The following is a 24312-nucleotide window of genomic DNA, read 5'->3' as shown; positions in this document are numbered from 1 at the left end:
GCTTGGTCACTTTGGCGAAGACATCATCAACAGCGAGCAAAGCAATCGCATTGGAAACGACGCATACAAATCGATAAAAGCCGGCTGTAGTACTAGCGCTTGTGGAACACCGGCGGGCGCTTTTCAAAGAAGGCGGTGATGCCCTCCTTGGCCTCGCCGTGATGCAGCGCCTCGACGAACAGGTCGCTTTCCCGGGCAAGCTGGGTGGCGAAACTGCCATAGGCCAGTTCCATCAGCTTCTTGGCCCGCCCCATGGCGCCGCTCGGGCCGCCGGCGATGGTTTGTGCCCAGGAGATCGCCTGTGCCAACGCCTGGCCGGGAGCCGTCAGTCGGTTGACGACGCCTGCCGCATGCAGGCGCGCGGCGTCGACCGGACCGCCGGTCAGCATCAGTTCGGCATAGAGCTGCGGCGGCAGGGCACGCGCCAGGGAAACCGAGGCGCCACCGTCGGCGGTCAGTCCGACCTTGACGTATGCCGTCAGGAACCGCGCATCGTCTGCGGCGACGATCAGGTCGCAGGCCAGCGCCAGCGAGAAGCCCGCTCCGGCGGCCGGTCCCTCGACCGCGGCGATGATCGGCTTGGGGCATTCGCGCATCGACCGCACCCAGCCGTGGAAGCGCTCGATCCCGTCCCGGTTCTCCGACCGCGACCGGCTGCCGTGATGATAAAGGTTGTTGAGATGCCCGCCGGAGCTGAAGGCACCGCCGGCCCCGGTCAGCACGACGGCGCCGACGCCGGGGTCGTGGGTTGCTTCGTCCAGCGCATCGCGGCCGGCCGCCATCATCCGCAGGCCGAGGGCATTGCGCGTACCGGAATCGCTCATGGTCAGCACCATGACGCGCCCCTGGCGTTCCACCGTCATGCTGCCGGTATCCTGACGTTCGTTCATGGTCGTTTCTTCCCCGGTTGTCGTTGCCCAGCGGAGCGAGCCTCGCCGGCTGGTGGAATCACTGTGCCAGCGGGCCGGCCGGGCACCAATCCGTACGACCGGTATAGGAAGGCTTCGGGTGGCGCGGGAAGCGCCTGTTTTTCCCCGACACCCCTTCCTAGATCAGGGTGAGGCGTATCGACGCGGAGAGGACAGGGCATGGCTCTGGCGCTTGAGCGGGAGGGGCGGGGGGATGGCCAGGGGCGCGGGAAGCGGCCGACGGCCGCGGCGGCCGTGCCGCCCTACGTGAACCGCAGCCTCATCCTGCTGTGCATCCTGTCCTTCGTCCTGCGTTTGCCACCGGAGTCCTTCGCCTTTGTCCCCGCCTATTTCTTCGGGACGGTCGAACTGGCCGGTCCGTTGCCGACCGCGGCGTTATGGCGGGGGCTGTTCGGGCATGTGCTGATCCATGGCGACCTGACGCATCTGATGTCCAACATGGCGGTGCTCTGGCTTTTGGGGGACGTTGTCGAGCGGGAGATGGGGCATGGCCGTTACCTGCTGCTGTTCCTGGGCGGCACGGTGGCGGCGGCCTTGACCGAGGGATTGGTGGCAACCGACCGCATGGCGCCGCTGATCGGGGCGAGCGGGGCGATCTGCGCGCTGATGGGCGGCTTCCTGTGGCTGCGTCCTTGCCGCGGACTGCTGTCGCGACGCTGGCTGCGGCGGCTGGTGCAGGGGGTGATCGCGGCTTTTGCCGGGCTGAATGCGGCAATGATGCTGGTGCCGCTGCCTGCCGATTCTCCGCTGACGGAAGTCGGATGGGGCGCCCATGCCGGCGGGGTGGCGGCCGGCCTGCTGCTGGGGGGGCTGCTGTGCCGCCCGGTGCGACGTCGCCGGCCTCCGCCGAACGGCGCCTGAACGGTTGCTTTTGCCCCACGTCCCCGAAATACTTGTGCGAATTTCTGCGGGAGCCGGGGAAACATGGGCAGCGATGCGGTTCTGGGCGTGATCGGCGGCAGTGGCCTTTACGACATCGACGGGCTGGAGAACACCCGCTGGGTCAAGGTGGACACCCCCTTCGGCGACCCGTCCGACGAGTTGCTGACGGGAGAACTGGGGGGGCAGCGTCTGGTCTTCCTGCCGCGCCACGGCCGGGGTCACCGCATCCCGCCGTCGGACCTGAACTTCCGCGCCAACATCCATGCGCTCAAGCAGTTGGGCGTGACGGAGATCCTTTCGGTTTCGGCGGTCGGTTCGCTGAAGGCAAACCTCCCTCCCGGCACCTTCGTGGTGATCGACCAGTTCATCGACCGGACCTTCGCCCGAGAGAAGAGTTTCTTCGGTGCCGGGCTGGTCGCCCATGTCGGGCTCGGGCATCCGGTTTGCGGCCGTCTCGGCGACCTGATCGAAGCCGCGCTGGTGGAACTGGACGTCCCCCACCAGCGCCGGGGCACCTACATGGTGATGGAAGGGCCACAGTTCTCCACCATCGCCGAATCGACCCTCTACCGGACCTGGGGCTGCGACGTCATCGGGATGACCAACATGCCCGAGGCGAAGCTCGCCCGCGAAGCTGAGATGTGTTACGCGACGGTCGCCATGGTCACCGACTACGACTGCTGGCATGAGGATCACGACCACGTCTCCGTCGACGCGGTGATCAGGGTGGTGATCGCCAATGCCGGAAGGGCGCGGGCGCTGGTGACGGCACTGGCCCCGCGGATCGCAGGCCGCGACGGCGCCTGTGCACAGGGGTGCCATAACGCCCTCGATGCCGCCATCATGACTGCACCATCCCATCGCGACCCGGCGATGCTCGAAAAGCTGGACCTGATCGTGAAACGCGTTCTTGGCTGAAGCGCCCCCCGCGTCCCTTCAGGCAGTCAGATCAAGTGCTTGGAATATGGCGCGGGCTCTTGCCGCCAGCTTGGGCATGAACGAAAGTAGGGGTGTGACCCCTATTCTGCTGCGTCTATATCATCCGTACATGCAGCCATTGGGGCTGCTGCAGGAAACCTTGCATGCTCCTGGACCGGCGCAAGGCAGCTTCCTGAAGCGAATGCTGATGTTCCTGCGGGCGCCCGATATCGATATTCAATATCACGGTAGTAGAGATGGCCACTGCCAAGCCGGCTGGAAATCCGTTTCTATGCCGGGTTCTTCCATGTCGACCGGATCTTTTGATACGTGTCGGTATGGAAGCCATGCGTATTGAGGAATTGTCGGACACATATTGCCATTTCTAGGATTTTGTTTGGAGATAAAACTGTCTGCCGATCGGCAAATGACGCGGCCTCGCACAGGCGTCATATCCACAACGAAGAGGAAACGTTCATGAAGCGCCGTTCCTTCCTGACCTCGGCCGGTGTCGGTGTGGCCGCCAGCACGCTGGCGGCCCCGGCCATCGCCCAGACGCATCCGGAAATCCATTGGCGGCTGGCATCCAGCTTCCCGAAGAGCCTCGACACCATCTATGGCGCCGCCGACACCATTGCGGCCCGCGTTTCCGCGGCGACGGACGGCAAGTTCCAGATCCGTCCGTTCGCGGCGGGCGAAATCGTGCCGGGCCTCCAGGTTCTGGATGCGGTGCAGAACGGCACAGTCGAGTGCGGGCACACCGCCAGCTACTATTATGTCGGCAAGGATCCGACCTTCACCTTCGACGCGACGGTGCCGTTCGGCTTGAACGCCCGTCAGCAGAACGCGTGGATCTACAATGGCGGCGGCATGGACCTGCTGCGCGAGTTCTTCGACGGCTACGGCGTCGTGAATTTCCCCGCTGGCAACACCGGCGTGCAGATGGGCGGCTGGTTCCGCAAGGAGATCAAGACCGTCGAAGACCTGAAGGGCCTGAAGTTCCGAATCGGTGGCTTCGCCGGACAGGTCCTTGCCAAGCTGGGCGTCGTGCCGCAGCAGATCGCCGGCGGCGACATCTATCCGTCGCTGGAGAAGGGCACCATCGACGCGGCCGAGTGGATCGGCCCCTATGACGACGAGAAGCTGGGCTTCAACAAGGTCGCCAAATACTACTACTATCCCGGCTGGTGGGAAGGTGGCCTGAATGTGTCGCTGCTGGTCAACAGGCAGCAGTGGGAACAGCTTCCCAAGCAGTACAAGGCCGTTCTGGAAGCCGCCTGCTTCGAGGCGAACCTGACGATGAATGCCAAGTACGACGCAGAGAACCCGCAGGCGCTTCGCCGTCTGGTCGCCGGCGGCGCCGTGCTCCGCCCGTTCCCGCGCGAGGTGATGGAGGCTTGCTACAAGGCCGCCACGGAGCTCTACGACGAGACGGCGAAGACCAACCCGAAGTTCGCCAAGATCTACGAGCCGTGGAAGAAGTTCCGCGACGAGGAGTATCTCTGGTTCCGAGTGGCCGAGAACTCCTTCGACAACTTCGCATTCACCGCCGGGCTGAAGCGCTGACCGTCTGGCCGGCACCCACGCGCACAGGCAACGGTTCCGGCCCCCGCCTATGGCGGGGGCCGGAACCGTTGCCCCGGATGCCGGCCAACCAATCAGACCAACCAATCAGACCAACCAATCAGACCAACCAATCAGACCAACCGATCAGGCCAATTGCATCAGGCCGGGCGGGCAGGGGCAAGGAGGTTGGCGGTCATGACCTGGACCACTTCATCCTTCTGGTTCAGCGTGGTGGTGGTCACCTTCAGGACGCCCTGATCCGGCCGTTTGACCGACCGGCGGGCTTCGATCACTTCCATTTCGATGCGCAGGACATCCCCCGGCCGCGTGGGGCGGGGCCAATTGATCGAGTCGACGCCCATGCCGATGTAGCCACCGGCGAGGCCGGCGGTGCTTCCAACGATCATCCGCATGGTCAAGCCTGCGGTATGCCAGCCGCTGGCGGCAAGCCCCTTGAACAGCGTCTCCCTGGCGGCCTCGGGGTCGAGATGGAAGGGTTGTGGATCGAAGCGTTCCGCGTAGGCCATGATCTCCGCCGACGTGACCTCCAGCGGACCGCCAGTGAAGCGGTCGCCCGCCGCGAAATCGTCGAAATAGCGCATCGTCGGACTCCCCCTCGTCGCCGTGGCAAAGACGTTGCCGGTTCGATATGATACAGGTCTGTCTCTTTTTTGGATGGTAGAGACAGGTCTGTATCATTGTCAACCGCCGGCGTGAGCGTGCCGGGAAGCGGGGCGGGGATGGGAGAACAGCGGACCGGAACCGCAAGGAGGCCGGCGCGGGAGAGAATCCTCGATACCGCGGCGGAACTCTTCTATCGGGAGGGCATCCGGGTGGTCGGCATCGATACGATCATCGCGCGTTCCGGGGTGGCGAAAATGAGCCTTTACCGGAATTTCGCCTCGAAGGACGAGTTGGTCTGCGCCTATCTGGAGCGGAACAGCGTTCTGCATTCCCAGTGGTGGGAGCGGGTGACCACCCGCCACCCCGGTGATCCGCGCGCGCAGTTGAAGGCGCTGTTCCAGTCACTTGGCCACTGGCTCAGCCATCCGAAATTCCAGGGCTGCCCGTTCGCCGCTGCCGCTGCCGAATTGCGCGATCCGGCCAATCCGGCGCATGCCCTGGCGGTCGCGCACAGACAGCAGGTCAGGATGCGCCTGCATGCGCTTGCGGCGGCGGCGGGTGCCGACGAACCCAATCGCCTGGCCGCACACCTGCATCTGCTGATGGAAGGCGCGTACGCTGCGGGGCGGACGTTGGAGTCCGAACCTGGAAGCGAGCCTGTGGCGAGTGCCGCGGCGATCTTGATCGACGCGGCATGCGGATAGGGCATGTCAGGAGATGAGGGTCGGCGCTAAAGCAATGGCTGGAGCCATCGGCGCCGGCTACTCCGCCGCGGTCACCCGGTCTCGGATCGACTGACCGGGGCGGTAGTCCTGCAGGCGGGTTGCGCGCAGCCCGCGCATGCCGTGGCTGTCGATCAACCGCTGCCACGACAGGAATTCCTCCACCGACAAGGTGTAGCGGCGGCAGGCCTCCTCCAGGCTGATCAGGCCCGAGCGGACGCCGGCAACCACTTCCGCCTTGCGGCGCATCACCCAACGCTTCGTGTCGGGCGGGGGTAAATCATCTTCCGTCATCGGACGCCCTTCCGGGCCAATGACCGATGCACCGGCCGCGATGTCGTCGGCGGTGTCGAGTACTGCGAGTTCCATGCGCGGACGCTCCAACCACAAACCGTGGATTACACGATTTCGGGGTACTTTAGGGGACGCCGCTTAACAAATGCCTAAACGATAGGGTTAACGTTTCCTGTCGGGTTAACCCCTACCTCGGAAGGGTGGTGAGGGTGAGCGGGGCTGCCTTCCCGACAGGCGAGCCTCGCCGGTTCAGTAGACCATTGTCAGTTTCGACAGCGGGACTTCGCTGGAACCGACGGTCAGGACCGTCTCGCCGTCCTTGTTGTTGCCGATGCCGGCGACCGTGCCGAAGGTGTAGGTGGTGGCCTTGATGGTATCGGTCTTGTTTTCGGCGAGCGGGGCGACGTTCATGCGGTAAGTCCCGGGCTGCACCGCGCGTCCCTGGTCGTCCTTGAAGTCCCAGCTGATCGCGTGCTTGGTGCCGGCCGAGGTCTCGCCCTTCATCGACCGCACAATGTTGCCCTTGGCGTCCAGGATATCGACGCGCACCGACTTGGCGCCGGAGTCGAGCTCGTATCCCAGGGGCGTCTGGGTCATGCCCTGGGTGTACTGGAAGGTGTCGCCTTCGAAGGAAACGGTCCGGCCGAGATAGGCGAGGTTGGTGGACGCGGTACCGGCGCTCTGCAGCTTGACCAGCTTGTCCAGCCGGCTGTTGGTGCCGATGTTCTGCTCGACGTTCGCGAAGTCGACCAACTGCTTGGTCATGTCGTTCGTGTCCATCGGCTTCAGCGGGTCCTGGTTCTTCATCTGCGTCGTCAGCATGGTCAGGAAGGTCTCGAAATTGTCTCCGAGGCCTTTCACCGCTGCCGAGGTCTTGTCGCCGTCGGTCTGCGGCTTGGCCGTGGTTGGCGTCGTCTTCGACCCGGTCGACAGCCCGGACGAATAGGTCCCGTATTGATTCAGCGACGGTGCCTTGTCGGTGGTGTTCGTGGTGGTCGTCATGGCGATCGTCCTTCATGGCCTTTCGGCCGGTATCTCGATGGTCGGCGGAGCCGAGAATGGGTGGCGCGCGATCAGGCGCGGATGTCCAGGCGTCCGTTTCCGAGGGTCGCGGTATAAACGGTGGTGTCGCCACCATCGTCGTCACCATCCCCGCCGAAGCCACGCCGGCCGGCGCCCTTTCCCCGGCCTCCCCCCCGGCCGTCGCTGCTGAAGGGATTTCCCTCACCGCGCAGGCTGAAGTTGAGGCTGTTGGAGTCCGTTTGCAGCCCAGCGTCTTGCAAGGCTCGTTCCAACCCACGGCTGTCGCGCTGGAGAAGTTCGAGCGTCTGCGCCTTCTCGACGGCGACGATCGCGTTGACCCGGCCATCCGGGGCGATATCCAGCTTGATGTCGATCCGGCCCAGTTCGGCGGGATGAAGGTTGATGGTGAACTGGTCGACCTCGTCGGCGGCGTGCTTCTTGATGTGGACGGCGATCTGGTCGTTCACCCCCATCGGCATCCCGGCGCTGCCGCGTGACGGGCGAAGCATCGCTGCCGCCTGCGGCTGATCGAGCGCGGCCGGCCCGCCATGTCCTCCTTCCATCGCCGCCAGTGCAGGGTGGTTGTGGGGACCGGCCGCACCCGTCCCGCCCGCGACCGGTCCGGTGGCATCGACGGCCTCCAGGGCTCCGGCGGTCGCCTTGCCCGTGGCAGGGGACACTTCGGCCGGCGGCACAAGGGTCGGCGCCACCGGCTGCGGCATGGGCGCTGCCTGGTTCTGCGCCTGGGGCTGGGCATCGTTGCGGCTGCCGCCATCCGCGGTTTGCCTGCCGTTCGCCTTGGTCTCACCGGATTTCGCCTTTGCCGCCGCCAGAAGGTCGGCGAACCGGTCGGGAAGGGGCGTGTCCTCGTCGGTCGGCAGCGCTTCGGTGCCGGCGCCATCGGCCTGGGGGGCAAGCTGGGAGGCGTCCTGCAAGGCGGTGGCGGCATCGCCGTTCTTTTCGCCCGACCGGGCCGTGGCCCTGGCGTCGCCCAACGCCGCCTCGGCGCCGGCAGCCCCGGCGCCTGCGGCCTGTGCCGCCTGCTGGGCGCCGGCCGTCTGCGCCGCCGCGTCGACGGCGGTTGCCGCCACCGGACCGTCGGCTGCGGCGCCATCACCGTCCTGCCCGTTGTCGCCGCCCGCCGCCCCCCCAGCCGACGTCAGGCTGGCGAGGATCAGTCCGCTGGCCGGGAGGATGGGCTGGGCGACGGTTTGGGCCTGGGCCGCCACGTCCTGCCCGGCGAGGAGCATTGGGTCGGCCGAAGCGGCGTCGTCCTGGCTGGCCTCGTCACCGCCTGAACCTTCCATGGCTTCATCGGACGCCGTTGCATCGACCGCTGCCCCATCGACCGCCGTCCCGCCGCCCACAGGCTGGTCGGCGGAGGCGGCAGCCTCGCCCGTCTGCCGCGCGGGCGTGGTGCCGCCTCCTGCCGCGGCGGCATCCGCCTTCGCGGTTCCCTTGTTCGATTTGGCGTCGGCGGCCTTGTCGGCCGGGCGCTTGTCCGTCCTGTTCGTCTTGTTGCCGTCCTGCTTGTCCTGGACGGAGCGCTCGTGCCGGGCGGGCGGCTGCCTATCGTCGGCCTTTTCAGCCCTTCCGGCGGCCGATGCGGAAGCCGCATCGTCGCGTTCGGACTTGCGGTTGGCATCCTCGATCCGATTCCTTTGCGGATCGACCCGAGGTTCCGGCCGCACCGGCGCCTTGCGCTGGCTTTCCGCCGCCCGCGCCTCCTTCGCTTCGCGCCCGCTGTCGCGGGCTTCGGCCGCGGCCTGTTCGCGCTTGCGTGCCGCGGCGTCGGCGAGCATGCGGTCCATCATCTTGGAAAACATATCGTTCTGCGCCGCCGTCCCGTGTGTCTGCTGGGGCTGGGCCATGCCGTCGAACAAGGATGCGGCGATGCTGTTCGATTGGATTGCCATGGAGTGGTCCCTCAAGACGGCTGGCGGCGCCGACGGTGGCGCATCGGCTCCAATGCAATGGGCGGGCCAGTTGGAGGGATCGTGAGCCCGAACCTCGCGACGGCCGTAAGGGGGAAGTTTCCGCCGCCCCGCCGCCGGGAACCGGCAAAAGGAACCGGCAAAAATGGCCGGGGCCGGAGCCATTCTTGCCGCGGTCCGACCGGGACGTCCCGCCAACGAAAAAGGCCGCCCGGTGAGGGGCGGCCGTTCGGATCGCGTGGGCGGCAGGGTTCGCGTGGCTGGCTACAGACGAGTGTTGAGGGCCGCGGAGGTGCGTGGGCCGCTGGGAGGCGCCGAATAGCCGCGGCCGCCGCCCATGTGCGCGGCATAGGCGGTGCTCGGCGCCTTCTGCTGGCGGCTGATCACGCCGACGACGGTATCCACCATCACCTTCTGCGCAGCGCTTCCGACGCGCAATGCCTCGGCATTGTCGGCGGTGGCGGCATAGAGCTTCCCCGTCGCCTCCTTCAGGGCCGTCTTCAGCTCGGGCGGCAGGCTGGCCAGACCGTCGCGATCGACGCGGAGCAGGCGCGACACCTCCTCGTAGACAAGCGTCATCGGCTGCTTGTCCTTGACGATCTGAGCCAGTTCCTTGGCGGGCCGGCGGGCGCGGACCGCGGCGGATTCGCGCTCCAGCAGGGCGGTCAGGCGAACCATCAGCTCGACAAGCGCAATAGCCCGCTCCTGGGCGTTCTTCGGCAGGTTGGCGGTGGGCCTGGCCTGTTGGGGAAAACGGACGTCGACCTTATCCATGACTGGCCTCCTGGGCGCGAAGAAGTTCTCCGTAGACCTGATTGGCGATGCCGAAGCCGCCGCGCCGGGAGATCTGCTTGCCGAACTGCTCGACCAGCATCGGGCGGAACATGTCCTCGCCGCGGCCGCCGCCGAAGGTCTCGTCGGTGGGAAGGCTCTCGAACATCGGGCTCAGCATCTGGCTGATGAACTGGCTTTCGAACTCGTCGGCGGACTTGTGGAGCTGGGCAACCTTTGCCGGTCCAACCTTTGCCTCCAGGTCGGAAATCTTCGCCAGGGTGCGAAAGCCATAGCCGGCCGCCTGCGCGCGCTCGACCAGGGAGGGACCGCGCGGCGTCGGTGCGCTGGAAAGGCTGGGGCTCAGGTCCATCAGATCACCTCGATCTCGGCTTGCAGGGCACCGGCGGCCTTGATCGACTGGAGAATGGCGACCATGTCCCGCGGACCCACGCCAAGCGCATTCAAGGATTGTACCAACTCCTGCAGCGTCACCCCGGAGCTCATCACGGCAAGGCGGTTGTTGGACTGGTCGTCGACCTGGATGTCGGTGCGTGGCACCACCGCGGTCTGTCCCTGGCTGAAGGGACCCGGCTGGCTGACCTGCGGCGTCTCGGTGATCCGGATCGTCAGGTTGCCCTGGGCGATGGCGACGGTGGAGATGCGGACATTCTCGCCCATGACGATCACGCCGGACTTCTCGTCCACCACCACCCGCGCCACCTGGTCGGGCGTGATGCGGAGCTGCTCGATCTCGGTGATCAGGCCGACGACGTCGCCTCGGCGCGCATCCGGCACGTTGAGCAGCACCGACGACGGGTCGGTGGCCTGGGCGCGGTTCCCGCGTAGCTGGATGTTGATGGCGGTCGCCACCCGCTGTGCCGTGGTGAAATCAGGGTTGCGCAGGCTCAGGCGCAGCACCGGCAGTTCCGCCAGCGAGAACTGGATCTCCCGCTCGACGATGGCGCCGGAGGAGATGCGGCCGGAGGTCGGCACACCGCGAGTCACGCTGGCGCCCTGGCCCTGGGCGGAGAAGCCCGACACCGCGATCGGGCCCTGCGCCACCGCATAGACCTCGCCGTCGGCGCCCATCATCGGCGTGACCAGCAGCGTGCCGCCCAGCAGGCTCTTCGCGTCGCCCATGGCAGACACGGTGACGTCGATCCGGGTTCCCTGGGCGGCATAGGCGTTGAGCGTCGCCGTCACCATCACCGCCGCCACGTTCTTGGTCCGCAGGTTGGTGCCGCGCGTGTTGACGCCCATCCGCTCCAGCATGCCGGTCAGGCTCTGCTCGGTGAAGGGCGAGTTGTTCAGGCTGTCGCCGGTGCCGTTCAGGCCCACCACCAGCCCGTAGCCGATCAGCATGTTGTCGCGCACGCCCTCGACGTCGACGATGTCCTTGATGCGCGCGGACGCCGCCTGCGCCGGGGCCGCCAGGCAGGCCAGCACGACCAGGGCGGAAAGGACCGCCCCCACTGCGGCGGCGCAGGCGCGGCGGTCGAAAAGGCAAAGGGCGAAGCGGATCATGACACTGGCACTCCTGAACGCGTGCCCTTCCCTATACAAGCTCCATGCCAGCCGCCTATCTGCACGGATTTCTGGACTTGTCCTGAAAAACGCCCGCGTGTTGGCGCCTTTCGGTCACAGCAACGCGGCAAATTTTGCCGGATTGCGGCAAGGCTTGACCGGATGTTAAGGTTGACCCATCTAGAGTGTGCGCGTTTACGCATCCTTTACTGCAAACGGTTGCACGGATCATGAAAGTCGAAGGCACCGGAAACATTCGCGGCGGCGGGTCGGTCCGCCGTACCGGCAAGGCCGAAGGCTCGTCCGGCGCCGCGTTCTCCAAGCAGCTCGTCGGTGAGGCCGGAGCGGCCCACGGCGTCAGCGGCACCGCCGCCGCCGCCGGCGTCACGGGCGTGCTGGCGCTGCAGGAGGTCGATGCGACCGATGACGCCACGGCGCGTGCGTCGCGCGGCAAGATGCGGGCGGAGGAGATGCTCGATCGGCTGGAGGAAATCCAGCATGGCCTGCTGTCGGGTACCCTGTCGGCACAGAAGCTGATCGACTTGTCCAAGGTCGTCCAGTCCCGCCGTGTTCACGTCGATGATCCCGACCTGGCCGAAATCCTTGATGAGATCGATCTGCGCGCACAGGTGGAATTGGCCAAGCTGACTTCCTGAGCGCCGGACGCGCCGGTCCGGACGCACAGCGCGGCGGTTGAGGCGCCCTGGGTTCGCCCGCGGCAAATCTTTTTTATTCCAAAGGCTTGTTCGGCTGTTGTAGGGGCCAACCATAGGGTTGCGGTCGCGCCGTCGCGTGCATATACTCCGCGCCGCCCGGATCACCCCTTTTTCGCTGGATGCTTTCGGATGACGTCGCCGCTTCTGCCCCAGAACTATTCCCCGTCGGACGACGAGGAGTTCATGAACCCGACAATGCGGGAGTATTTCCGTCAGAAGCTGCTGCGCTGGCGCGCGGAACTGCTGGCGGAATCCACCGGTACGCTGAACAGCCTCCAGGAAGGCGGCATTCAGGAACCGGACATTGCCGACCGCGCCTCGGCGGAAACGGACCGCGCTCTCGAGCTGCGCACCCGCGACCGTGAACGCAAGCTGATCTCCAAGATCGATGCGGCGCTGGAGCGTCTCGTCGATGGTAGCTACGGCTACTGCGAGGAGACAGGCGATCCGATCTCCGTGCGCCGGCTCGACGCCCGCCCGATCGCGACGCTGAGCCTGGAGGCCCAGGAGCGCCACGAGCGGATGGAGCGTACCCAGCGCGACGATTGACGCGCCGGCCGGGACGCTGATTCGGCCGTCATTGCGGCGCCGCGGCGGCGGCTGACGCCGTTTGCCCGGCGGCATGCTCGATCATGTGGCGGGCGATCTGGCGTTCGCCCGTAAAGACCGCATCCGCACCGCTGCGGTCGGGATGCGCCACCGCCTTGCCGTGCCGGGCGCGTGCCGCCATGGCGATCGACGGGATCGGCATGCTCGCCAGCTCGACGGGCATGCCAGTTCGACGGTCGCGCCACTTTCCAGCGCATCGGGGACCGTCACCAGCAGAAGCGCGGTTCCCCCGACACCGGATCGCTGCAGGATGCAGGCGGGGCCGACATCTTCGGCCGGCTCTCGGATTTCATCCATGGTGCCCCGTGCCCGTCCTGTCGGTCGGCGCCCTGGTGGCTCTACCCGGTACGGCATGCATGACCGGCTGGCGGGCGTGGGATCGGCCACCGCCGGTCAGGCGGGGGCGCCATCCGCCCGGTGCCGACCATAACCCAGGGTATGGTCATCCCGGCCGCGGTTGCCGGCACCGCACGCCGACGCAGATTGCTTGGCGTACCGAGAGGGTGATCGGGGGAATGACGATGAGAGCGAAGCTGCTCCTGATGGCCTACGCCACCTGTAGCCTGCTGGCAGCTTGCGCCGGCCTGCAGACAGGCGAAGGAGCATCGGGCCGAGCCGGCGATGCGCCGGTCGGCTTGACCATGCAGCGCGATACCGGGCAGTCCGGCGGCAGTGCGCAGCTTCGTTCCCCCGATCCGGCATCCGACGGCATCACCAACGGCTGGACCTCCTAGAGGGAGGGGTACGGCGTCGGCCATGGCGCGCCCGACGGCATTGCCAACAACCAGATGGACTGGAGCGAGTAGGTCCGGCCTCGTTTCCCGCATCGTGGACGGCTCGGAGTGGAACCAATCCGGTCATCGTCGGGTTCGAAATTCGCACAATGATGTGCGGAACCACCTACGGAACTTCGATCGCGGGGGAGAGCCATGGACAACGACACCTTCAACCTCAACATGAGGAAGTTCCTGAAGCAGGTCGGCGTCACCTCGCAGCGCGAGATCGAGTTGGCTGTCGGCCGCGCGCTCGCCGAGGGCCGCCTCAAGGGGAACGAGACGATTTCCGCCCGCATCGTCCTGACCGTCGACGCCATCGACCTGACCCATGAGGTCAAGGCGGACATCGCGCTGGAGTAGGCGTCACCCCGGGGGGCAAAGCCCGCTTCGCGCCTGTTGGGATGACCTCACCAGGGCGAGCGACCGGATGTTGAGCCCGTCGCGGCTTTCAGGTAGGGATCGGGGCGATCACCCCTCCACGGCGAGGGGAGCCCCGGCCTATGAGCGACACCCCATGAGCGACGACCCTGATTGCCTCGGCATGTGCGCCATCGACGGCGACGTCTGTACCGGATGCGGCCGCACCCTGGACCAGATCAACGCCGCGATCGAGGCCGGCGAAACCGACACCGGCGGGGCCGGGCGGCGGGAGGAGTAAGGGGGCGTGTACCGCCGGGGCGGGATGATTGCGGTCCGTGCCTGTTTGCTGGGAAGGCATCACGACGTGAAGCAACCGAGGAGCAGACGATGAACGACCGAGACCAGGCCTCCGGACAGACCCCCAAGCGTGACGATGCCTCCCAGCAGCCTCAGACGGGCGGCCCCGGCAAGATCGACAGCCGGACCGAGAAGGCCCAGGAGGAGGCAGCGAAGGATCGGGCTCGCCAGGGCGGATACCAGTAAGCCGCGCGGCGGCCGGCAAGACGGCGGCCGGCAGGATCGGTTCGGCAAAAGCGTCCGACGGGCAGAAATTGCCAGTCCGACGGACGGGCCGGCCGAGGGCTGAGGGCCGGCACCAGGCGCCCGGAAGAACGCAAAGTGTGGCCGGCGGTCGTTGACCGCCGGCCACACGCGTTCCATCAGAACGGCATGATGATGTCGTAGAGCTGCTGGCCGTAGCGCGGCTGCTGGACGTCGCTGATCTGGCCGCGTCCGCCGTAGGAGATGCGGGCCTCGGCGATCTTCTCGTAGCTGATGGTGTTCTGCGCGGTGATGTCCTCGGGCCGGATCACGCCGTGGATCTGCAGGTCGCGCACCTCGAAGTTCACGCGCACCTCCTGCCGGCCCTGGATGACGAGGTTGCCGTTGGGGAGGCTCTGCGTCACCAGCGCCGCCACCTTCAGGTCGATCTTCTCGTTGCGGTCGACCGACCCCTTGCCGTCGTTGTTGGTGTCGCTCGACAGATCCACCAGGTTGGAGGCCGAGGCCCCCGCCGGCAGCACGCGGTTCAGCGTGGCGCCCTCGAGGCCGAACAGGCTCGGCATGCCGGCCTTCTCGCTGTTGGCGCGCGACCGCTTGCTCTCGTTGGCGACCTTGGCCCTGTCGTCGATCGAGATGTTGATGGTCAGGATGTCGCCGACCTTGACGGCGCGCTGGTCCTTGAAGAAGGCCTTGGCGCCGGTCCGCCACAGCGAATTCGGATTGCGTTCCGTCGGCAGCGGGGTGGGCATCGGCAGGCTGACCGGCTGATAGCCCGGCTTGGCCTGCGGGTCCTGGATGGAGGAAAGCTCCGGCGCCTTGCCGATGTCGGCGATGCGCGAGGCGGCGCCGCAGGCGGTCAGCGACAGCGCGGCGGTCGTGACCATCGCGAAGCGGATCAGGCGGGCGGTCTTGGTGGCGGACATTGGAGCTTTCTCCTTACTGCGCGATGGTGCCGGGCTTTGCCACGGCGACGACGTTGGGGCCTGCGACCGTCGCTTCGACGATGCGGTTGGACTGGGTGTTCACGACGCGGATGACCTCGCCCCGCCCGCCGTCCTGCAGGGCCTTGCCCTGAGTGGTCAGCGTCATCGACGGCGTGGCCAGGGTGATGGTGACCATGGCGCCCTTGTCGACCATGCGCGGCGACTGCAGATCCCGCAGCCGCACCGGCTGGTTGGTCGAGATGCCGCGCTTCGGGGTCATCCCGACGAGCTGGATGTCGGTGGCGGCGGTGTCGCTGGTGGTCTGGTCGGCGCGCATGTCCTGCCAGTCCACGTCGCCCGGACCGATGATGTCGCCCGGAACGACGCGGCGCGTCAGCACGGGGATCTGCACCACGCCGAACGCGCGTCCGGACACCGGCAGGCGAACCTGGGGCTGGGTTCCGGTCACGACGATCTCGGCGGCGAAGCGGCCCTGTACCGGGCTGTAGTAGAGGTTCTCCACCGCCAGGCTGCCGGCGCCCTGGGGCGCGCGCAGCTCCACCGCGCGGTTGTCCATCTCCATCTGCAGCCGCCCGGCGGTGATCACCTTCGCCAGGGCATCGGACAGCACGGCCTCGACATGGGGCATGCCATAGACGATGTCCGGCGCCGGCTGGGCCGCGGCAGCCACTCCGGTCACGGTGGCCGCGACCGCGGCGGTCGGGATCGCCAGCAGGGTGGCGCCGGCGAGGAGCAGAGCGGAGAGGCGGCGGGCGGTGGTCATGGTGGCAAATCCCGAACTGGAGGCCGAAGAGAAGCGCCGGGGCCGGCGTTACTTCATCTGGCTGGCCTGCTGCATCATCTCGTCGGTCGTCTTGATGACCTTGGAGTTCATCTCGTAGGCGCGCTGGGCGGTGATCAGGGTCGTGATCTCCTGCACCACGTTGACGTTGGAAGTCTCCAGGGCGCCCTGGGTCACGCGGCCGAAGCCGGGAGCACCGGGGTTGCCGGTCACCGACTGGCCCGACGCGCCCGATTCCAGGAACAGGTTGTCGCCGGTGGCTTCGAGCCCGGCGGCGTTGGCGAAGGTGGCGAGCTGGATCTGGCCGACGTTCTGCGTCGCCGTCTGGCCGTCCAGCTTCACCAGCACCTCGCCCGACGAGTTGATCGACACATCGACCGCGTCGGTGGGGATGGTGATGTTCGGCTGGATCGGATAGCCGTCGGCGGTGACGATCATGCCTTCCGGCGACAGCTTGAAATTGCCGGCGCGGGTGTAGGCCGTATCGCCGCTGGGCAGCGTCACCTGGAAATAACCCGAGCCGTTGATGGCGACGTCCAGCTTGTTGTCGGTGATGTTCAGGTTGCCCTGCTCCAGCACCCGCGCCACCGCGGCGACGCGCACGCCGGCGCCGACCTGCACGCCGGTCGGCACCACGGTGCCGGCATCCGACGAGGTCGAGCCGATGCGGCGGAAGTTCTGGTAGAGCAGGTCCTGGAACTCGGCGCGCTGCTTCTTGAAGCCGGTCGTCGTCGAGTTGGCGATGTTGTTGGAGATCGTCTCGACGTTGAGCTGCTGGGCGATCATCCCGGTGGCGCCGATGGCGAGGCTGCGCATTGTGGTCTTCTCCTCTCGTCTTCGGTCGGGTTCAGGCGGTGCGGCCCAGTTTCTGGAGCATGCCGCGGATGCGCTCGTGTTCGTTCTCGATCATGCGCTGGGCGGACATGTACTGGCGCTGGATCTCGATCATCTGCGTCATCTCCACGACGGGCTTCACGTTGGAAGTCTCAAGCAAGCCCTGTGCCACCTTGGTGTCGGCGGGGGCCGGTTCCGGCTGCTCGTCGGTGACGTAGAGGCCGTTGCCGACCTCGGTCATCAACTGCTCCTTCTTGAAGGTAACGATGTTCAGCTTGCCGACTGGGCCGAGCTCGGTGGCGATGGTGCCGTCGCCGCTGACCTTGATGTCGGTGGTGCCGGCCGGGACGGTCAGCGGCTGGCCGTTGTTGGCCAGAAGCGGCAGGCCGCCGGCGTCGACGATCTGGCGCTGGTCGTTCAGGCGGAAGTTTCCGGCTCGGGTGTAGCGCGGGCCGCTGGCGGTATCGACCGTGAAATAGCCCTGGCCGGTCAGCGCCAGATCCAGCGGGTTGCCGGTCTGGGTCATCGGGCCGTTGGACAGGTCGCGCACGACGGCGCGGTCCTGGACGAAGCTGACCTTCTCGTGCAGGCCGGGCTTTTCCAGGAACTCGGTGAACAGCATCCGCTGGTTCTTGTAGCCGGTCGTGTTCATGTTCGCGATGTTGTTCGACGTAACGTCGAGCTGGCGCTGCAGGGCCATCTGGCGCGACAGGGCGACGTAGATCGAGTTTTCCATCTTGCGGCCTTTCAACCTTCAATGGGGTCGGGCAACGGAACCGTCCGACCGGCGCCAAAAGCAATGCAGACGGCGTGCCAACTCCGGCGAGGCCGCGGGCGCCGGGTCTGCTTGGCGAAATCCGGGCGTTCCCGCCATGTCGGGCAGGGGATGCCGGGCAGAAACTGCCGGGGTGCGGGAGGTCCTTGCCGGGTACGCTCGGGCAAGTCTCGCCCGTTCCCGCCGCATGGAGCCGGCGGCGGGGCGATAAGGGCCTATCCGCCGGCCGAAGGGCGTGGCGGAGGGCGGAGGGCATGGACCGGATGCCGCGTGGCCGCGACGGCGGTTTCCCGGCACGGGGGTCCGGGCAGACCCAATCAAGAACCGTGCCGGATTGTATCAACCTGGCCACAGGTGGGAGGACACCGCCCACTCGAAAGGAGTTATTAACTATCCCAAAAGTAGTTTCGAGCTGCGCAAGCGGTGGATGGTCCGCCTCACTGCGCTCCCCGAACGACTTCAGGATGCCATGGCTTCCGAAACCGACGCCGGCGAACTTTCGACCGAAGGCCTGCCGCGGAAGAAATTCAGCGGCAAGAAGCTGGTTCTGTTTGTCGTCCTTCCCCTGGTGTTGCTGATCGGCGCCGGCGCCGGCGTCTATTTTTCCGGTCTGCTCGACAGCCTGCTGGGCAAGGAGGAGAAGGCGGCGGAGGGGGAGCATGCCGCGGCCGAGGGTGAGCATGGCGCCGATCCGGCCCAGCCGGACGCGCACGCGGCACCCGTGTTCTACGACCTGCCGGACATGCTGGTGAACCTCAACACCGGCAACAAGCGCCCGGCCTTCCTGAAGATCAAGATCTCGATCCAGCTCACGAAGGCGGAGGATGTCGGTGCGGTCGAGCATGTGCTCCCGCGCATCATCGACAATTTCCAGGTCTATCTGCGCGAGCTGCGGCTGGAGGACCTGCGGGGATCGGCCGGCATGTACCGCCTGCGTCAGGAACTGCTCCTGCGCATCACCGCCGCGGCGTTTCCGGTCAAGGTGAAGGACGTCCTGTTCAAGGAAATGCTGGTCCAGTAGGGACCGGCGGCTGAGGGGTGGGGCAGGGGTGCGGGGCTAGGGGCAAGGGCGGGGTTACGGGCCATGAGCGACACCGGTGAACTGAGCGAAGAGGAAAGGCTGGCCGCCGAATGGGCGGCACTGGCCGAAGACAGCGGTGATGTCGGGGACATGGGCGGCGGCTCCACCCGCGTCCTGAACCAGGACGAGATCGACAGCCTGTTGGGCTTCGACCAGGGCGGGGCCGGCGACGGCGACAATTCCGGCATCATGGCGCTGGTCAACTCGGCGCTGGTCAACTACGAACGCCTGCCCATGCTGGAGGTGGTGTTCGACCGCCTCGTCCGCATGATGTCCACGAGCCTGCGCAACTTCACCTCCGACAATGTCGAGGTCAGCCTCGACCAGATTTCCTCGGTTCGTTTCGGGGACTACCTGAACTCCATCCCGCTGCCCGCGATGCTGTCGGTGTTCAAGGCGGAGGAATGGGACAACTACGGCCTGATGGTCGTGGACTCCGCGCTGATCTATTCGATCGTCGACGTGCTGCTGGGCGGCCGGCGCGGCACCGCGGCCATGCGCATCGAGGGCCGCCCCTACACCACCATCGAACGCAACCTCGTGGAGCGCATGGTCCACGTCGTGCTCTCCGACCTGTCCGCCGCCTTCGACCCGTTGTCGCCGGTCACCTTCCGCTTCGACCGGCTGGAGACCAATCCCCGCTTCGCCACCATCGCGCGGCCCGCCAACGCGGCGGTGCTGGTCAAGCTGCGCATCGACATGGAGGATCGCGGCGGCCGGCTGGAGCTGATGATCCCCTATGCGACGCTGGAGCCGGTGCGTGAGCTGCTGCTCCAGATGTTCATGGGCGAGAAGTTCGGCCGTGACTCGATCTGGGAAACCCATCTGGCTTCCGAGCTGATGGTGACGGACGTCGATCTTTCGGCCGTGCTCGACGAAGTGACGATGACGCTGCACGACGTGCTGAACTGGCGCGTCGGCACCCGCATCCTGCTGAACGCCACCCCGGACGGATCCATCGAGCTGCGCTGCGGCGACGTGTCGATGTTCCAGGGGCGGATGGGGCGCAAGGGCGGGCACATCGCGGTGCGGCTCGAGAAGGAATTGCCCAAGCAGGAGGTGATGAGGCTATGAGTCCGATGGTCTCCATCATCATCGACGTTGTGATGGTCGGGCTTCTGGCCGCGACCATCGCCTACGCGATCATCCTGAACAAGCAGATCATCAAGCTGCGCGAGAGCCGCGGCGAGATGGCGGAATTGATCCAGGGCCTCAACGACGCGATGGGGCGGGCCGAAACCGGCGTGCGCACGCTGAAGAAGACGGCCGGCGATACCGGCGAGGATCTCCAGCGCACCGTGACCAAGGCGCAGACCCTGCGCGACGAACTGGAATTCATGATCGAGGCGGCCGATGCCCTGGCCAACCGGCTGGGCGGTGTCGGCGAGCGCGAAGGCGGCCGTGATGCTGGCCGTGATGGGGGACGTTCGGCCGCGGTGGCGCCGGCGCTGGCCGCGCGCACGCCGGCACGGGCGCCGGTGGTGGCCCGTCCGGCCCTGCGCGGCCTCGTGGCGGAGGACGAGCATGAGGACGCGCCGCCGCCGGTGCGGCTTGACGGCCCGCCGCGCCGGGCCGCTGCGAGGCCCGAACCGCAGGCCGAACCGCGCGATCCGATGACCCGCGACGGTGAAAGCCTGTCTCGGGCCGAACGTGAACTTCTGCAGGCGATCGAGAACGCCGGTAAGGGGCTGGGATGAACGCGTCGACGACAGGGGGCAAGCCCGCCGCCGCGGATGCTGTGGAGCCGCGGGTGGTGATCCGGCCGGCCGGTGCGGCGCCCACGGGCGTGCGCACGTCCGCGACGCTCGCATCGCAGCAGGCACAGCAGCTTCCAGCCACCCGCCCGGCCGCCGGAAGGCCGGCGGCCCGGAAGGTCGGGAAAGGCAAGGCCAAGGCGCGCAAGCCGGCGGTGCCGCGCCGCCCGCTGGGCGAGCGCCTGCGCGAGCGCCTGCGGGGAGCCCGCTTCCGCCTGCTGCCGCTGACCATCTTCGTCGCGGTGCTGATGCTGGGCGTGCGGGTCGGCGATCTCTGGCGCCTCGCCACCCACGACGCCCGCCTGCCCGATTTCCCCGTCAGCCTCGCCCAGGGGCCGCAGAGCTCCACCCCGGCGACGCCACCCATCCAGTCGGCCTCGGCGGCCGGCAAGCCGGCGGCGAAGGATGCCCCGCCGGCCCCCGGCGGCTCCAGCGGCCCGGACGGGGCCGCGGCGGCCAACGCCCCGGTGGGCGCTTCACCCCTGGCGCCGCTCGGCCCGATCGACAACCAGGAGCTTCTGCAGCATTTCGCCGAGCGCCGTGCCGAGATCGAACGCCGTGGCAAGGAACTGGAACAGCGGGCCGCCCTTCTGGCCGCTGCGGAAAAGCGCATCGACGAGAAGGTCGCGGAGATGGAGAAGACCCGCGCCGACATCCAGAAGCTGATGGCCCAGGGGGATCAGCAGCAGTCGGCGCAGCTCGACAGCCTGGTGAAGATCTACGAGACGATGAAGCCGAAGGAGGCCGCCCGGATCTTCGAGGAACTCGACATGCCGGTGCTGCTTGGCGTCATCCAGAAGATGAAGGAACAGAAGACCGCGCCCATCCTGGCGGCGATGGACCCGGTCAAGGCCAAGGAGGTCACCGCCGCGCTGGTCGAGCGCCGCGTGCCGCTGACCGCAACCGTGACGGCGCCGGCTCCCGGGAAATGAGGCTGCGCAACGGGGTTGCGCTCCATTAAGGATAGGCTTCGCAGGACCGGCTGATCGGCCGCGGCCGCTCGCCGGGCCTCGCCCTTCCGGCTTTCTCCCCTCGAAAGCGCCTGCGGCGCTCCCATCTTCGGAAGAAGCGGTGCGGCGGTGAAACGCCGTGCCGTCCCAGGCGTTTCAGTGACTGGAATGGACATTGGCGGGTCGAACGACCATGACGGACGCACGTGCGGCGATCGGTAATGCGGATGCAGCCGGGGCACGGGATCCGAGGCTCGATTTCTTTCGCGGCCTCGCCCTGTGGTTCATCTTCGTCAACCATATTCCCGCCAATCAGATCTCCTGGCTGACGCCGCGCAATTTCGGCCTGAGCGACGCGACCGAGATTTTCGTCTTCATTTCCGGCTACACGGCGGCCCTGGTCTATGGCCGTACGCTGGAGCGGCAGGGCATCGCCGTGGCTGGCGCCCAGGTTCTCCACCGGTGCTGGACGCTGTACGTCACCTACATCATCCTGTTCTTCGCGTTCACGGCCCAGATCGCCTACACCGCCCGGACCTTCGACAATCCGCTCTTCGCGGAGGAGATGGGCATCGCCGGCTATTTCCAGGACCCGGTCGCCGCGCTGACCCAGGCCTTGCTGATGAAGTTCCGGCCGGCCAATCTCGATGTCCTGCCGCTCTACATCGTGCTTCTCCTGGCATTCCCGCTGCTTCTTCCGGCCCTGAAACGGAACCCGCTCACGGTGCTGGCGGGATCGGGCGCGCTGTACGCCGCCGCACGGCTTTGGGGCTGGAACCTGCCGACCTATCCCGACGGCGGCGTCTGGTATTTCAACCCGTTCGCCTGGCAGTTCCTGTTCGTGCTGGGCGGCGCGCTGCAGTTCCGTCCGGATCTCCGGGCCGGCGCGACCCGCTTCCGCCGGCCCACCGCGGTGGCTGCCGTCGCGATCCTGCTGGCAAGCCTGTTCCTGGCCCTGTCCTGGAAGTTCGCCCCGCTGCATGCCTTGATCCCGGTCCTGCTGACCGAGTTCCTCTACCCGATCAGCAAGACCGATCTCGACCCGTTGCGCCTTCTGCACTTCTTCGCGCTGGCCTATGTCGTCCTCTGGCTGGTGCCCGCCGGCGCGTCGTGGCTTCGCGGGGCCGTGGTTGCCCCTGTCCTCGACTGCGGCCGGCAATCCCTCCCGGTGTTCTGCCTCGGGGTTCTGCTGTCCTTCGCCGGGCAGACGGTGCTTGTCCATGTCAGCAGCTCGCTTTCCGCACAGTTCCTTGTTACCGTCCTCGGCATCGCCGCGATGGTGCTGCTGGCCCGTTTCCTGACCTGGTACCGGTCGACGGAACGGGCGGGCCGCCAGAGGGGGGCGGCCGCCAGGAACATGGGCGCATGAATAGACAGGTGGTTCGACGGTTGCTGGCGGGCGCGATCATGATGCTTGCCGTCTCTGCCGCTGATGCCCGAGCCGATATACCCGCCGATACAACCGTCGATCCCGCCTGCGCCGTACCGGAGTCACTCCTCGCGCCGGGAGAGGGCCTGCCCAGGGCGGCGGCCCGGCTGGCCGACGGGGCCCCGCTCTCCATCCTGATCGTCCACTCCGCCAAGCAGACGTCGAAGCCGGCTGCCGCCGGCTATCCGGCCAGGCTTGAGGGGGAGCTTAGGCGCCGCCTGCCCGGCCGCGACGTTCAAGCCCGTGTCCTCAGCCTGCCGGGGGAGGCGGCGTCCGGCATGATCGGACCGTTGGCGCGGGCCGTGGCGGAGCAGCGCCCGGCCCTGGTCGTGTGGCAGACCGGCACGGTGGACGCGATGCGCAACCTGGACCCGGAGATCTTCGGCACCGCCCTGCAGGAGGGGATCGCAGAGGTGCAGCGGCTCGGCGCCGACATCGTCATCATGGACATGCAGTACAGTGTCCATACGGCCCAATTGATCGACTTCGCGCCATACGTCGCCTACATGTCCTGGCTGGCGCAGAGCTCCGACGTCTTCCATTTCCCGCGCTACGACATCATGCGGCATTGGGTGGAGGAGGGGCGCGTCGACTTCACCGACGAAGCCGAGGAGGCCAAGCGGCGGTCTTATGAATTCGTTCACCGTTGCGTCGGACAATTGCTGGCAGAGAGCATCGCCACGATGATTGTCCGACGCGACGGAGCGAGCCATTGAGCCATGACCTGCCAGCTTTCCCGCGGTCCAGCATCCGCACCGTCGCGCTGATCGCCGCTCTCGCCGTTTCCGCCTGCTTTGCCGGGGCGGCCAGGGCGCTGGAAACCGGTTCGCCGGTGCAATGCCAAGGACCGCGGACCGATGCGGCGCTGTCCGCTCCTCTTCCGAACCTGTCCCAGCGCATCGCGGCCGGCGGGCCGATCCGTATCGTGGCCATCGGGTCGTCCTCGACCGCAGGGGCGGGCGCCAGCGCATCCGACAGGGCTTATCCGGCCAGGCTCGCCCATTACCTGCGCCAGCGCTTCCGGATGACCGATATCGAGGTGCTGAACCGCGGCATCAACGGCGAGACCGACGACCAGACCGAGAGGCGGATCGACCCCGACGCGCTGGCGTCCAAGCCCGACCTCGTCATCTGGCAGGTGGGGGCGAACACGGTGCTGCGCGACGGTGACCAGGGGCTCAGCGAGCGGTCGGTGCGCCAGGGCGTGAAGCGGCTTCGCGCCGCCGGCATCGACGTCGTCCTGATGGACCTGCAATATGCCCCGAAGATGCTGGAGAAGACGGGTGCCGCCCCGATGCTGGCCCGCATCGCCGACATAGCCTCCGACGAGCATGTCGGCCTGTATCGCCGTTTCGCCGCCATGCGGTCGCTCGTGGAATCCCGCAGGGTGACGCTGGCCGACTTGATCGGGCCGGACGGCGTGCACCAGAACGATCTCGGCTACGACTGCGTCGCCAGCATCCTGGCGGTCGGTCTGGAGGATGCCGTCCGTCTGCACGACAGCAGCCTCGGGCGATAGGACGCTGCCGTCCCGGGTCGGACGGCCGCCCTG

Annotated in this window: 31 protein-coding genes; 18 read left to right on the top strand and 13 right to left on the bottom strand. The window is 67.0% G+C overall.

The window, feature by feature from the left end; all coding sequences use genetic code 11:
• Window positions 1–92: 92 nt before the first annotated feature.
• Window positions 93–890 carry an oxepin-CoA hydrolase, alternative type gene (locus tag J2850_RS07360; protein ID WP_209980209.1) on the bottom strand — a complete coding sequence of 266 codons (798 nt, stop codon included), beginning with the start codon at window positions 888–890 and terminating at the stop codon, window positions 93–95.
• Between the two features lie 198 nt (window positions 891–1088).
• Here J2850_RS07360 and J2850_RS07355 point away from each other — a divergent pair, with 198 nt between their 5' ends.
• From J2850_RS07355 to J2850_RS07340, 4 genes are all read left to right on the top strand, one after another.
• A complete protein-coding gene (locus tag J2850_RS07355; RefSeq protein WP_209980208.1) occupies window positions 1089–1790 on the top strand; it encodes a rhomboid family intramembrane serine protease in 702 nt (233 codons plus the stop codon).
• Between the two features lie 63 nt (window positions 1791–1853).
• Complete coding sequence (locus J2850_RS07350; protein ID WP_209980207.1) at window positions 1854–2729, top strand: S-methyl-5'-thioadenosine phosphorylase; 876 nt, start codon at window positions 1854–1856, stop codon at window positions 2727–2729.
• A gap of 94 nt (window positions 2730–2823) precedes the next feature.
• Window positions 2824–3087: a hypothetical protein gene (locus J2850_RS07345; protein WP_209980206.1), complete on the top strand. Its 264-nt coding sequence runs from the start codon at window positions 2824–2826 to the stop codon at window positions 3085–3087.
• A 119-nt stretch (window positions 3088–3206) separates the two neighbouring features.
• Window positions 3207–4295: a TRAP transporter substrate-binding protein gene (locus J2850_RS07340; RefSeq protein WP_209980205.1), complete on the top strand. Its 1089-nt coding sequence runs from the start codon at window positions 3207–3209 to the stop codon at window positions 4293–4295.
• Between the two features lie 158 nt (window positions 4296–4453).
• Here the strand turns inward: J2850_RS07340 and J2850_RS07335 are convergent, their stop codons facing one another.
• The gene (locus J2850_RS07335; protein ID WP_209980204.1) at window positions 4454–4897 is read right to left on the bottom strand and encodes a MaoC family dehydratase; all 444 of its coding nucleotides are present in this window, start codon (window positions 4895–4897) and stop codon (window positions 4454–4456) included.
• A gap of 138 nt (window positions 4898–5035) precedes the next feature.
• Here J2850_RS07335 and J2850_RS07330 point away from each other — a divergent pair, with 138 nt between their 5' ends.
• Window positions 5036–5623 carry a TetR/AcrR family transcriptional regulator gene (locus tag J2850_RS07330; protein ID WP_209980203.1) on the top strand — a complete coding sequence of 196 codons (588 nt, stop codon included), beginning with the start codon at window positions 5036–5038 and terminating at the stop codon, window positions 5621–5623.
• A gap of 57 nt (window positions 5624–5680) precedes the next feature.
• Here J2850_RS07330 and sciP read toward each other — a convergent pair whose 3' ends face one another.
• The 6 genes from sciP to J2850_RS07300 form a co-directional block, all read right to left on the bottom strand.
• Window positions 5681–6010, bottom strand: coding sequence for a CtrA inhibitor SciP (gene sciP / locus J2850_RS07325; RefSeq protein ID WP_209980202.1), 330 nt, complete (start codon window positions 6008–6010; stop codon window positions 5681–5683).
• A gap of 174 nt (window positions 6011–6184) precedes the next feature.
• A complete protein-coding gene (locus J2850_RS07320) occupies window positions 6185–6937 on the bottom strand; it encodes a flagellar hook assembly protein FlgD (protein WP_209980201.1) in 753 nt (250 codons plus the stop codon).
• Window positions 6938–7008: 71 nt separating this feature from the next.
• The gene (locus J2850_RS07315; protein WP_209980200.1) at window positions 7009–8874 is read right to left on the bottom strand and encodes a flagellar hook-length control protein FliK; all 1866 of its coding nucleotides are present in this window, start codon (window positions 8872–8874) and stop codon (window positions 7009–7011) included.
• 282 nt (window positions 8875–9156) lie between these two features.
• Window positions 9157–9666, bottom strand: coding sequence for a flagellar basal-body protein (locus tag J2850_RS07310; RefSeq protein ID WP_209980199.1), 510 nt, complete (start codon window positions 9664–9666; stop codon window positions 9157–9159).
• The gene (locus J2850_RS07305) at window positions 9659–10036 is read right to left on the bottom strand and encodes a rod-binding protein (RefSeq protein ID WP_209980198.1); all 378 of its coding nucleotides are present in this window, start codon (window positions 10034–10036) and stop codon (window positions 9659–9661) included. The genes J2850_RS07310 and J2850_RS07305 overlap by 8 nt, the downstream gene beginning before the upstream one ends.
• On the bottom strand, window positions 10036–11190 hold the full coding sequence (locus tag J2850_RS07300) for a flagellar basal body P-ring protein FlgI (RefSeq protein ID WP_209980197.1): 1155 nt from the start codon (window positions 11188–11190) through the stop codon (window positions 10036–10038). Before J2850_RS07300 ends, J2850_RS07305 begins: the two co-directional genes overlap by 1 nt.
• A 230-nt stretch (window positions 11191–11420) precedes the next feature.
• Between J2850_RS07300 and J2850_RS07295 the strand changes: the two genes are divergently transcribed.
• Window positions 11421–11846, top strand: coding sequence for a flagellar assembly protein FliX (locus J2850_RS07295; protein WP_209980196.1), 426 nt, complete (start codon window positions 11421–11423; stop codon window positions 11844–11846).
• A 189-nt stretch (window positions 11847–12035) separates the two neighbouring features.
• On the top strand, window positions 12036–12455 hold the full coding sequence (gene dksA, locus J2850_RS07290) for an RNA polymerase-binding protein DksA (protein WP_209980195.1): 420 nt from the start codon (window positions 12036–12038) through the stop codon (window positions 12453–12455).
• A gap of 28 nt (window positions 12456–12483) precedes the next feature.
• Here the strand turns inward: dksA and J2850_RS07285 are convergent, their stop codons facing one another.
• A complete protein-coding gene (locus J2850_RS07285; RefSeq protein ID WP_209980194.1) occupies window positions 12484–12678 on the bottom strand; it encodes a hypothetical protein in 195 nt (64 codons plus the stop codon).
• Window positions 12679–13030: 352 nt separating this feature from the next.
• Here J2850_RS07285 and J2850_RS07280 point away from each other — a divergent pair, with 352 nt between their 5' ends.
• The 4 genes from J2850_RS07280 (at window position 13031) to J2850_RS07265 (ending at window position 14194) form a co-directional block, all read left to right on the top strand.
• Window positions 13031–13249 (top strand): hypothetical protein, encoded by a 219-nt coding sequence (locus tag J2850_RS07280; protein ID WP_209980193.1) that lies wholly within the window; start codon window positions 13031–13033, stop codon window positions 13247–13249.
• Between the two features lie 195 nt (window positions 13250–13444).
• A complete protein-coding gene (locus tag J2850_RS07275) occupies window positions 13445–13651 on the top strand; it encodes a DUF6494 family protein (protein WP_209980192.1) in 207 nt (68 codons plus the stop codon).
• A 154-nt stretch (window positions 13652–13805) separates the two neighbouring features.
• A complete protein-coding gene (locus J2850_RS07270; protein ID WP_209980191.1) occupies window positions 13806–13949 on the top strand; it encodes a DUF1289 domain-containing protein in 144 nt (47 codons plus the stop codon).
• 89 nt (window positions 13950–14038) lie between these two features.
• On the top strand, window positions 14039–14194 hold the full coding sequence (locus tag J2850_RS07265) for a hypothetical protein (RefSeq protein WP_209980190.1): 156 nt from the start codon (window positions 14039–14041) through the stop codon (window positions 14192–14194).
• Window positions 14195–14370: 176 nt separating this feature from the next.
• On the opposite strand, the gene flgH is transcribed toward J2850_RS07265, so the two are convergent.
• The 4 genes from flgH to flgF are packed head-to-tail and all read right to left on the bottom strand — an operon-like array spanning window position 14371 to window position 17507.
• Complete coding sequence (gene flgH, locus J2850_RS07260; protein WP_209980189.1) at window positions 14371–15135, bottom strand: flagellar basal body L-ring protein FlgH; 765 nt, start codon at window positions 15133–15135, stop codon at window positions 14371–14373.
• Window positions 15136–15148: 13 nt separating this feature from the next.
• Complete coding sequence (gene flgA / locus J2850_RS07255) at window positions 15149–15919, bottom strand: flagellar basal body P-ring formation chaperone FlgA (protein WP_209980188.1); 771 nt, start codon at window positions 15917–15919, stop codon at window positions 15149–15151.
• A 48-nt stretch (window positions 15920–15967) separates the two neighbouring features.
• Window positions 15968–16753 (bottom strand): flagellar basal-body rod protein FlgG, encoded by a 786-nt coding sequence (gene flgG, locus J2850_RS07250; protein WP_209980187.1) that lies wholly within the window; start codon window positions 16751–16753, stop codon window positions 15968–15970.
• 31 nt (window positions 16754–16784) lie between these two features.
• A complete protein-coding gene (gene flgF, locus J2850_RS07245; RefSeq protein ID WP_209980186.1) occupies window positions 16785–17507 on the bottom strand; it encodes a flagellar basal-body rod protein FlgF in 723 nt (240 codons plus the stop codon).
• Between the two features lie 508 nt (window positions 17508–18015).
• Between flgF and J2850_RS07240 the strand changes: the two genes are divergently transcribed.
• From J2850_RS07240 to J2850_RS07210, 7 genes are all read left to right on the top strand, one after another.
• Window positions 18016–18567: a flagellar basal body-associated FliL family protein gene (locus J2850_RS07240; protein WP_209980185.1), complete on the top strand. Its 552-nt coding sequence runs from the start codon at window positions 18016–18018 to the stop codon at window positions 18565–18567.
• 63 nt (window positions 18568–18630) lie between these two features.
• Complete coding sequence (fliM, locus tag J2850_RS07235) at window positions 18631–19701, top strand: flagellar motor switch protein FliM (RefSeq protein WP_209980184.1); 1071 nt, start codon at window positions 18631–18633, stop codon at window positions 19699–19701.
• On the top strand, window positions 19698–20324 hold the full coding sequence (locus J2850_RS07230; protein ID WP_209980183.1) for a DUF6468 domain-containing protein: 627 nt from the start codon (window positions 19698–19700) through the stop codon (window positions 20322–20324). Before fliM ends, J2850_RS07230 begins: the two co-directional genes overlap by 4 nt.
• Complete coding sequence (locus J2850_RS07225) at window positions 20321–21313, top strand: MotE family protein (RefSeq protein ID WP_209980182.1); 993 nt, start codon at window positions 20321–20323, stop codon at window positions 21311–21313. The genes J2850_RS07230 and J2850_RS07225 overlap by 4 nt, the downstream gene beginning before the upstream one ends.
• 211 nt (window positions 21314–21524) lie before the next feature.
• Window positions 21525–22700, top strand: coding sequence for an OpgC family protein (locus J2850_RS07220; protein WP_209980181.1), 1176 nt, complete (start codon window positions 21525–21527; stop codon window positions 22698–22700).
• Window positions 22697–23476, top strand: coding sequence for an SGNH/GDSL hydrolase family protein (locus J2850_RS07215; RefSeq protein ID WP_209980180.1), 780 nt, complete (start codon window positions 22697–22699; stop codon window positions 23474–23476). The genes J2850_RS07220 and J2850_RS07215 overlap by 4 nt, the downstream gene beginning before the upstream one ends.
• On the top strand, window positions 23473–24279 hold the full coding sequence (locus J2850_RS07210) for an SGNH/GDSL hydrolase family protein (RefSeq protein WP_246512861.1): 807 nt from the start codon (window positions 23473–23475) through the stop codon (window positions 24277–24279). The genes J2850_RS07215 and J2850_RS07210 overlap by 4 nt, the downstream gene beginning before the upstream one ends.
• Window positions 24280–24312: the final 33 nt, after the last annotated feature.

It is taken from the genome of Azospirillum picis (genome assembly GCF_017876115.1).
In the GTDB taxonomy this organism is placed as follows: Bacteria; Pseudomonadota; Alphaproteobacteria; order Azospirillales; family Azospirillaceae; genus Azospirillum; species Azospirillum picis.
This window is presented reverse-complemented; position numbering and strand designations above follow the sequence as displayed.

Coding starts and splice junctions, on each gene's coding strand:
- J2850_RS07360 (WP_209980209.1), bottom strand. CDS start 890: ATGAACGAACGTCAGGATACCGGCAGCATGACGGTGGAACGCCAGGGG.
- J2850_RS07355 (WP_209980208.1), top strand. CDS start 1,089: ATGGCTCTGGCGCTTGAGCGGGAGGGGCGGGGGGATGGCCAGGGGCGC.
- J2850_RS07350 (WP_209980207.1), top strand. CDS start 1,854: ATGGGCAGCGATGCGGTTCTGGGCGTGATCGGCGGCAGTGGCCTTTAC.
- J2850_RS07340 (WP_209980205.1), top strand. CDS start 3,207: ATGAAGCGCCGTTCCTTCCTGACCTCGGCCGGTGTCGGTGTGGCCGCC.
- J2850_RS07335 (WP_209980204.1), bottom strand. CDS start 4,897: ATGCGCTATTTCGACGATTTCGCGGCGGGCGACCGCTTCACTGGCGGT.
- J2850_RS07330 (WP_209980203.1), top strand. CDS start 5,036: ATGGGAGAACAGCGGACCGGAACCGCAAGGAGGCCGGCGCGGGAGAGA.
- sciP (WP_209980202.1), bottom strand. CDS start 6,010: ATGGAACTCGCAGTACTCGACACCGCCGACGACATCGCGGCCGGTGCA.
- J2850_RS07320 (WP_209980201.1), bottom strand. CDS start 6,937: ATGACGACCACCACGAACACCACCGACAAGGCACCGTCGCTGAATCAA.
- J2850_RS07315 (WP_209980200.1), bottom strand. CDS start 8,874: ATGGCAATCCAATCGAACAGCATCGCCGCATCCTTGTTCGACGGCATG.
- J2850_RS07310 (WP_209980199.1), bottom strand. CDS start 9,666: ATGGATAAGGTCGACGTCCGTTTTCCCCAACAGGCCAGGCCCACCGCC.
- J2850_RS07305 (WP_209980198.1), bottom strand. CDS start 10,036: ATGGACCTGAGCCCCAGCCTTTCCAGCGCACCGACGCCGCGCGGTCCC.
- J2850_RS07300 (WP_209980197.1), bottom strand. CDS start 11,190: ATGATCCGCTTCGCCCTTTGCCTTTTCGACCGCCGCGCCTGCGCCGCC.
- J2850_RS07295 (WP_209980196.1), top strand. CDS start 11,421: ATGAAAGTCGAAGGCACCGGAAACATTCGCGGCGGCGGGTCGGTCCGC.
- dksA (WP_209980195.1), top strand. CDS start 12,036: ATGACGTCGCCGCTTCTGCCCCAGAACTATTCCCCGTCGGACGACGAG.
- J2850_RS07285 (WP_209980194.1), bottom strand. CDS start 12,678: ATGCCCGTCGAGCTGGCGAGCATGCCGATCCCGTCGATCGCCATGGCG.
- J2850_RS07280 (WP_209980193.1), top strand. CDS start 13,031: ATGACGATGAGAGCGAAGCTGCTCCTGATGGCCTACGCCACCTGTAGC.
- J2850_RS07275 (WP_209980192.1), top strand. CDS start 13,445: ATGGACAACGACACCTTCAACCTCAACATGAGGAAGTTCCTGAAGCAG.
- J2850_RS07270 (WP_209980191.1), top strand. CDS start 13,806: ATGAGCGACGACCCTGATTGCCTCGGCATGTGCGCCATCGACGGCGAC.
- J2850_RS07265 (WP_209980190.1), top strand. CDS start 14,039: ATGAACGACCGAGACCAGGCCTCCGGACAGACCCCCAAGCGTGACGAT.
- flgH (WP_209980189.1), bottom strand. CDS start 15,135: ATGTCCGCCACCAAGACCGCCCGCCTGATCCGCTTCGCGATGGTCACG.
- flgA (WP_209980188.1), bottom strand. CDS start 15,919: ATGACCACCGCCCGCCGCCTCTCCGCTCTGCTCCTCGCCGGCGCCACC.
- flgG (WP_209980187.1), bottom strand. CDS start 16,753: ATGCGCAGCCTCGCCATCGGCGCCACCGGGATGATCGCCCAGCAGCTC.
- flgF (WP_209980186.1), bottom strand. CDS start 17,507: ATGGAAAACTCGATCTACGTCGCCCTGTCGCGCCAGATGGCCCTGCAG.
- J2850_RS07240 (WP_209980185.1), top strand. CDS start 18,016: ATGGCTTCCGAAACCGACGCCGGCGAACTTTCGACCGAAGGCCTGCCG.
- fliM (WP_209980184.1), top strand. CDS start 18,631: ATGAGCGACACCGGTGAACTGAGCGAAGAGGAAAGGCTGGCCGCCGAA.
- J2850_RS07230 (WP_209980183.1), top strand. CDS start 19,698: ATGAGTCCGATGGTCTCCATCATCATCGACGTTGTGATGGTCGGGCTT.
- J2850_RS07225 (WP_209980182.1), top strand. CDS start 20,321: ATGAACGCGTCGACGACAGGGGGCAAGCCCGCCGCCGCGGATGCTGTG.
- J2850_RS07220 (WP_209980181.1), top strand. CDS start 21,525: ATGACGGACGCACGTGCGGCGATCGGTAATGCGGATGCAGCCGGGGCA.
- J2850_RS07215 (WP_209980180.1), top strand. CDS start 22,697: ATGAATAGACAGGTGGTTCGACGGTTGCTGGCGGGCGCGATCATGATG.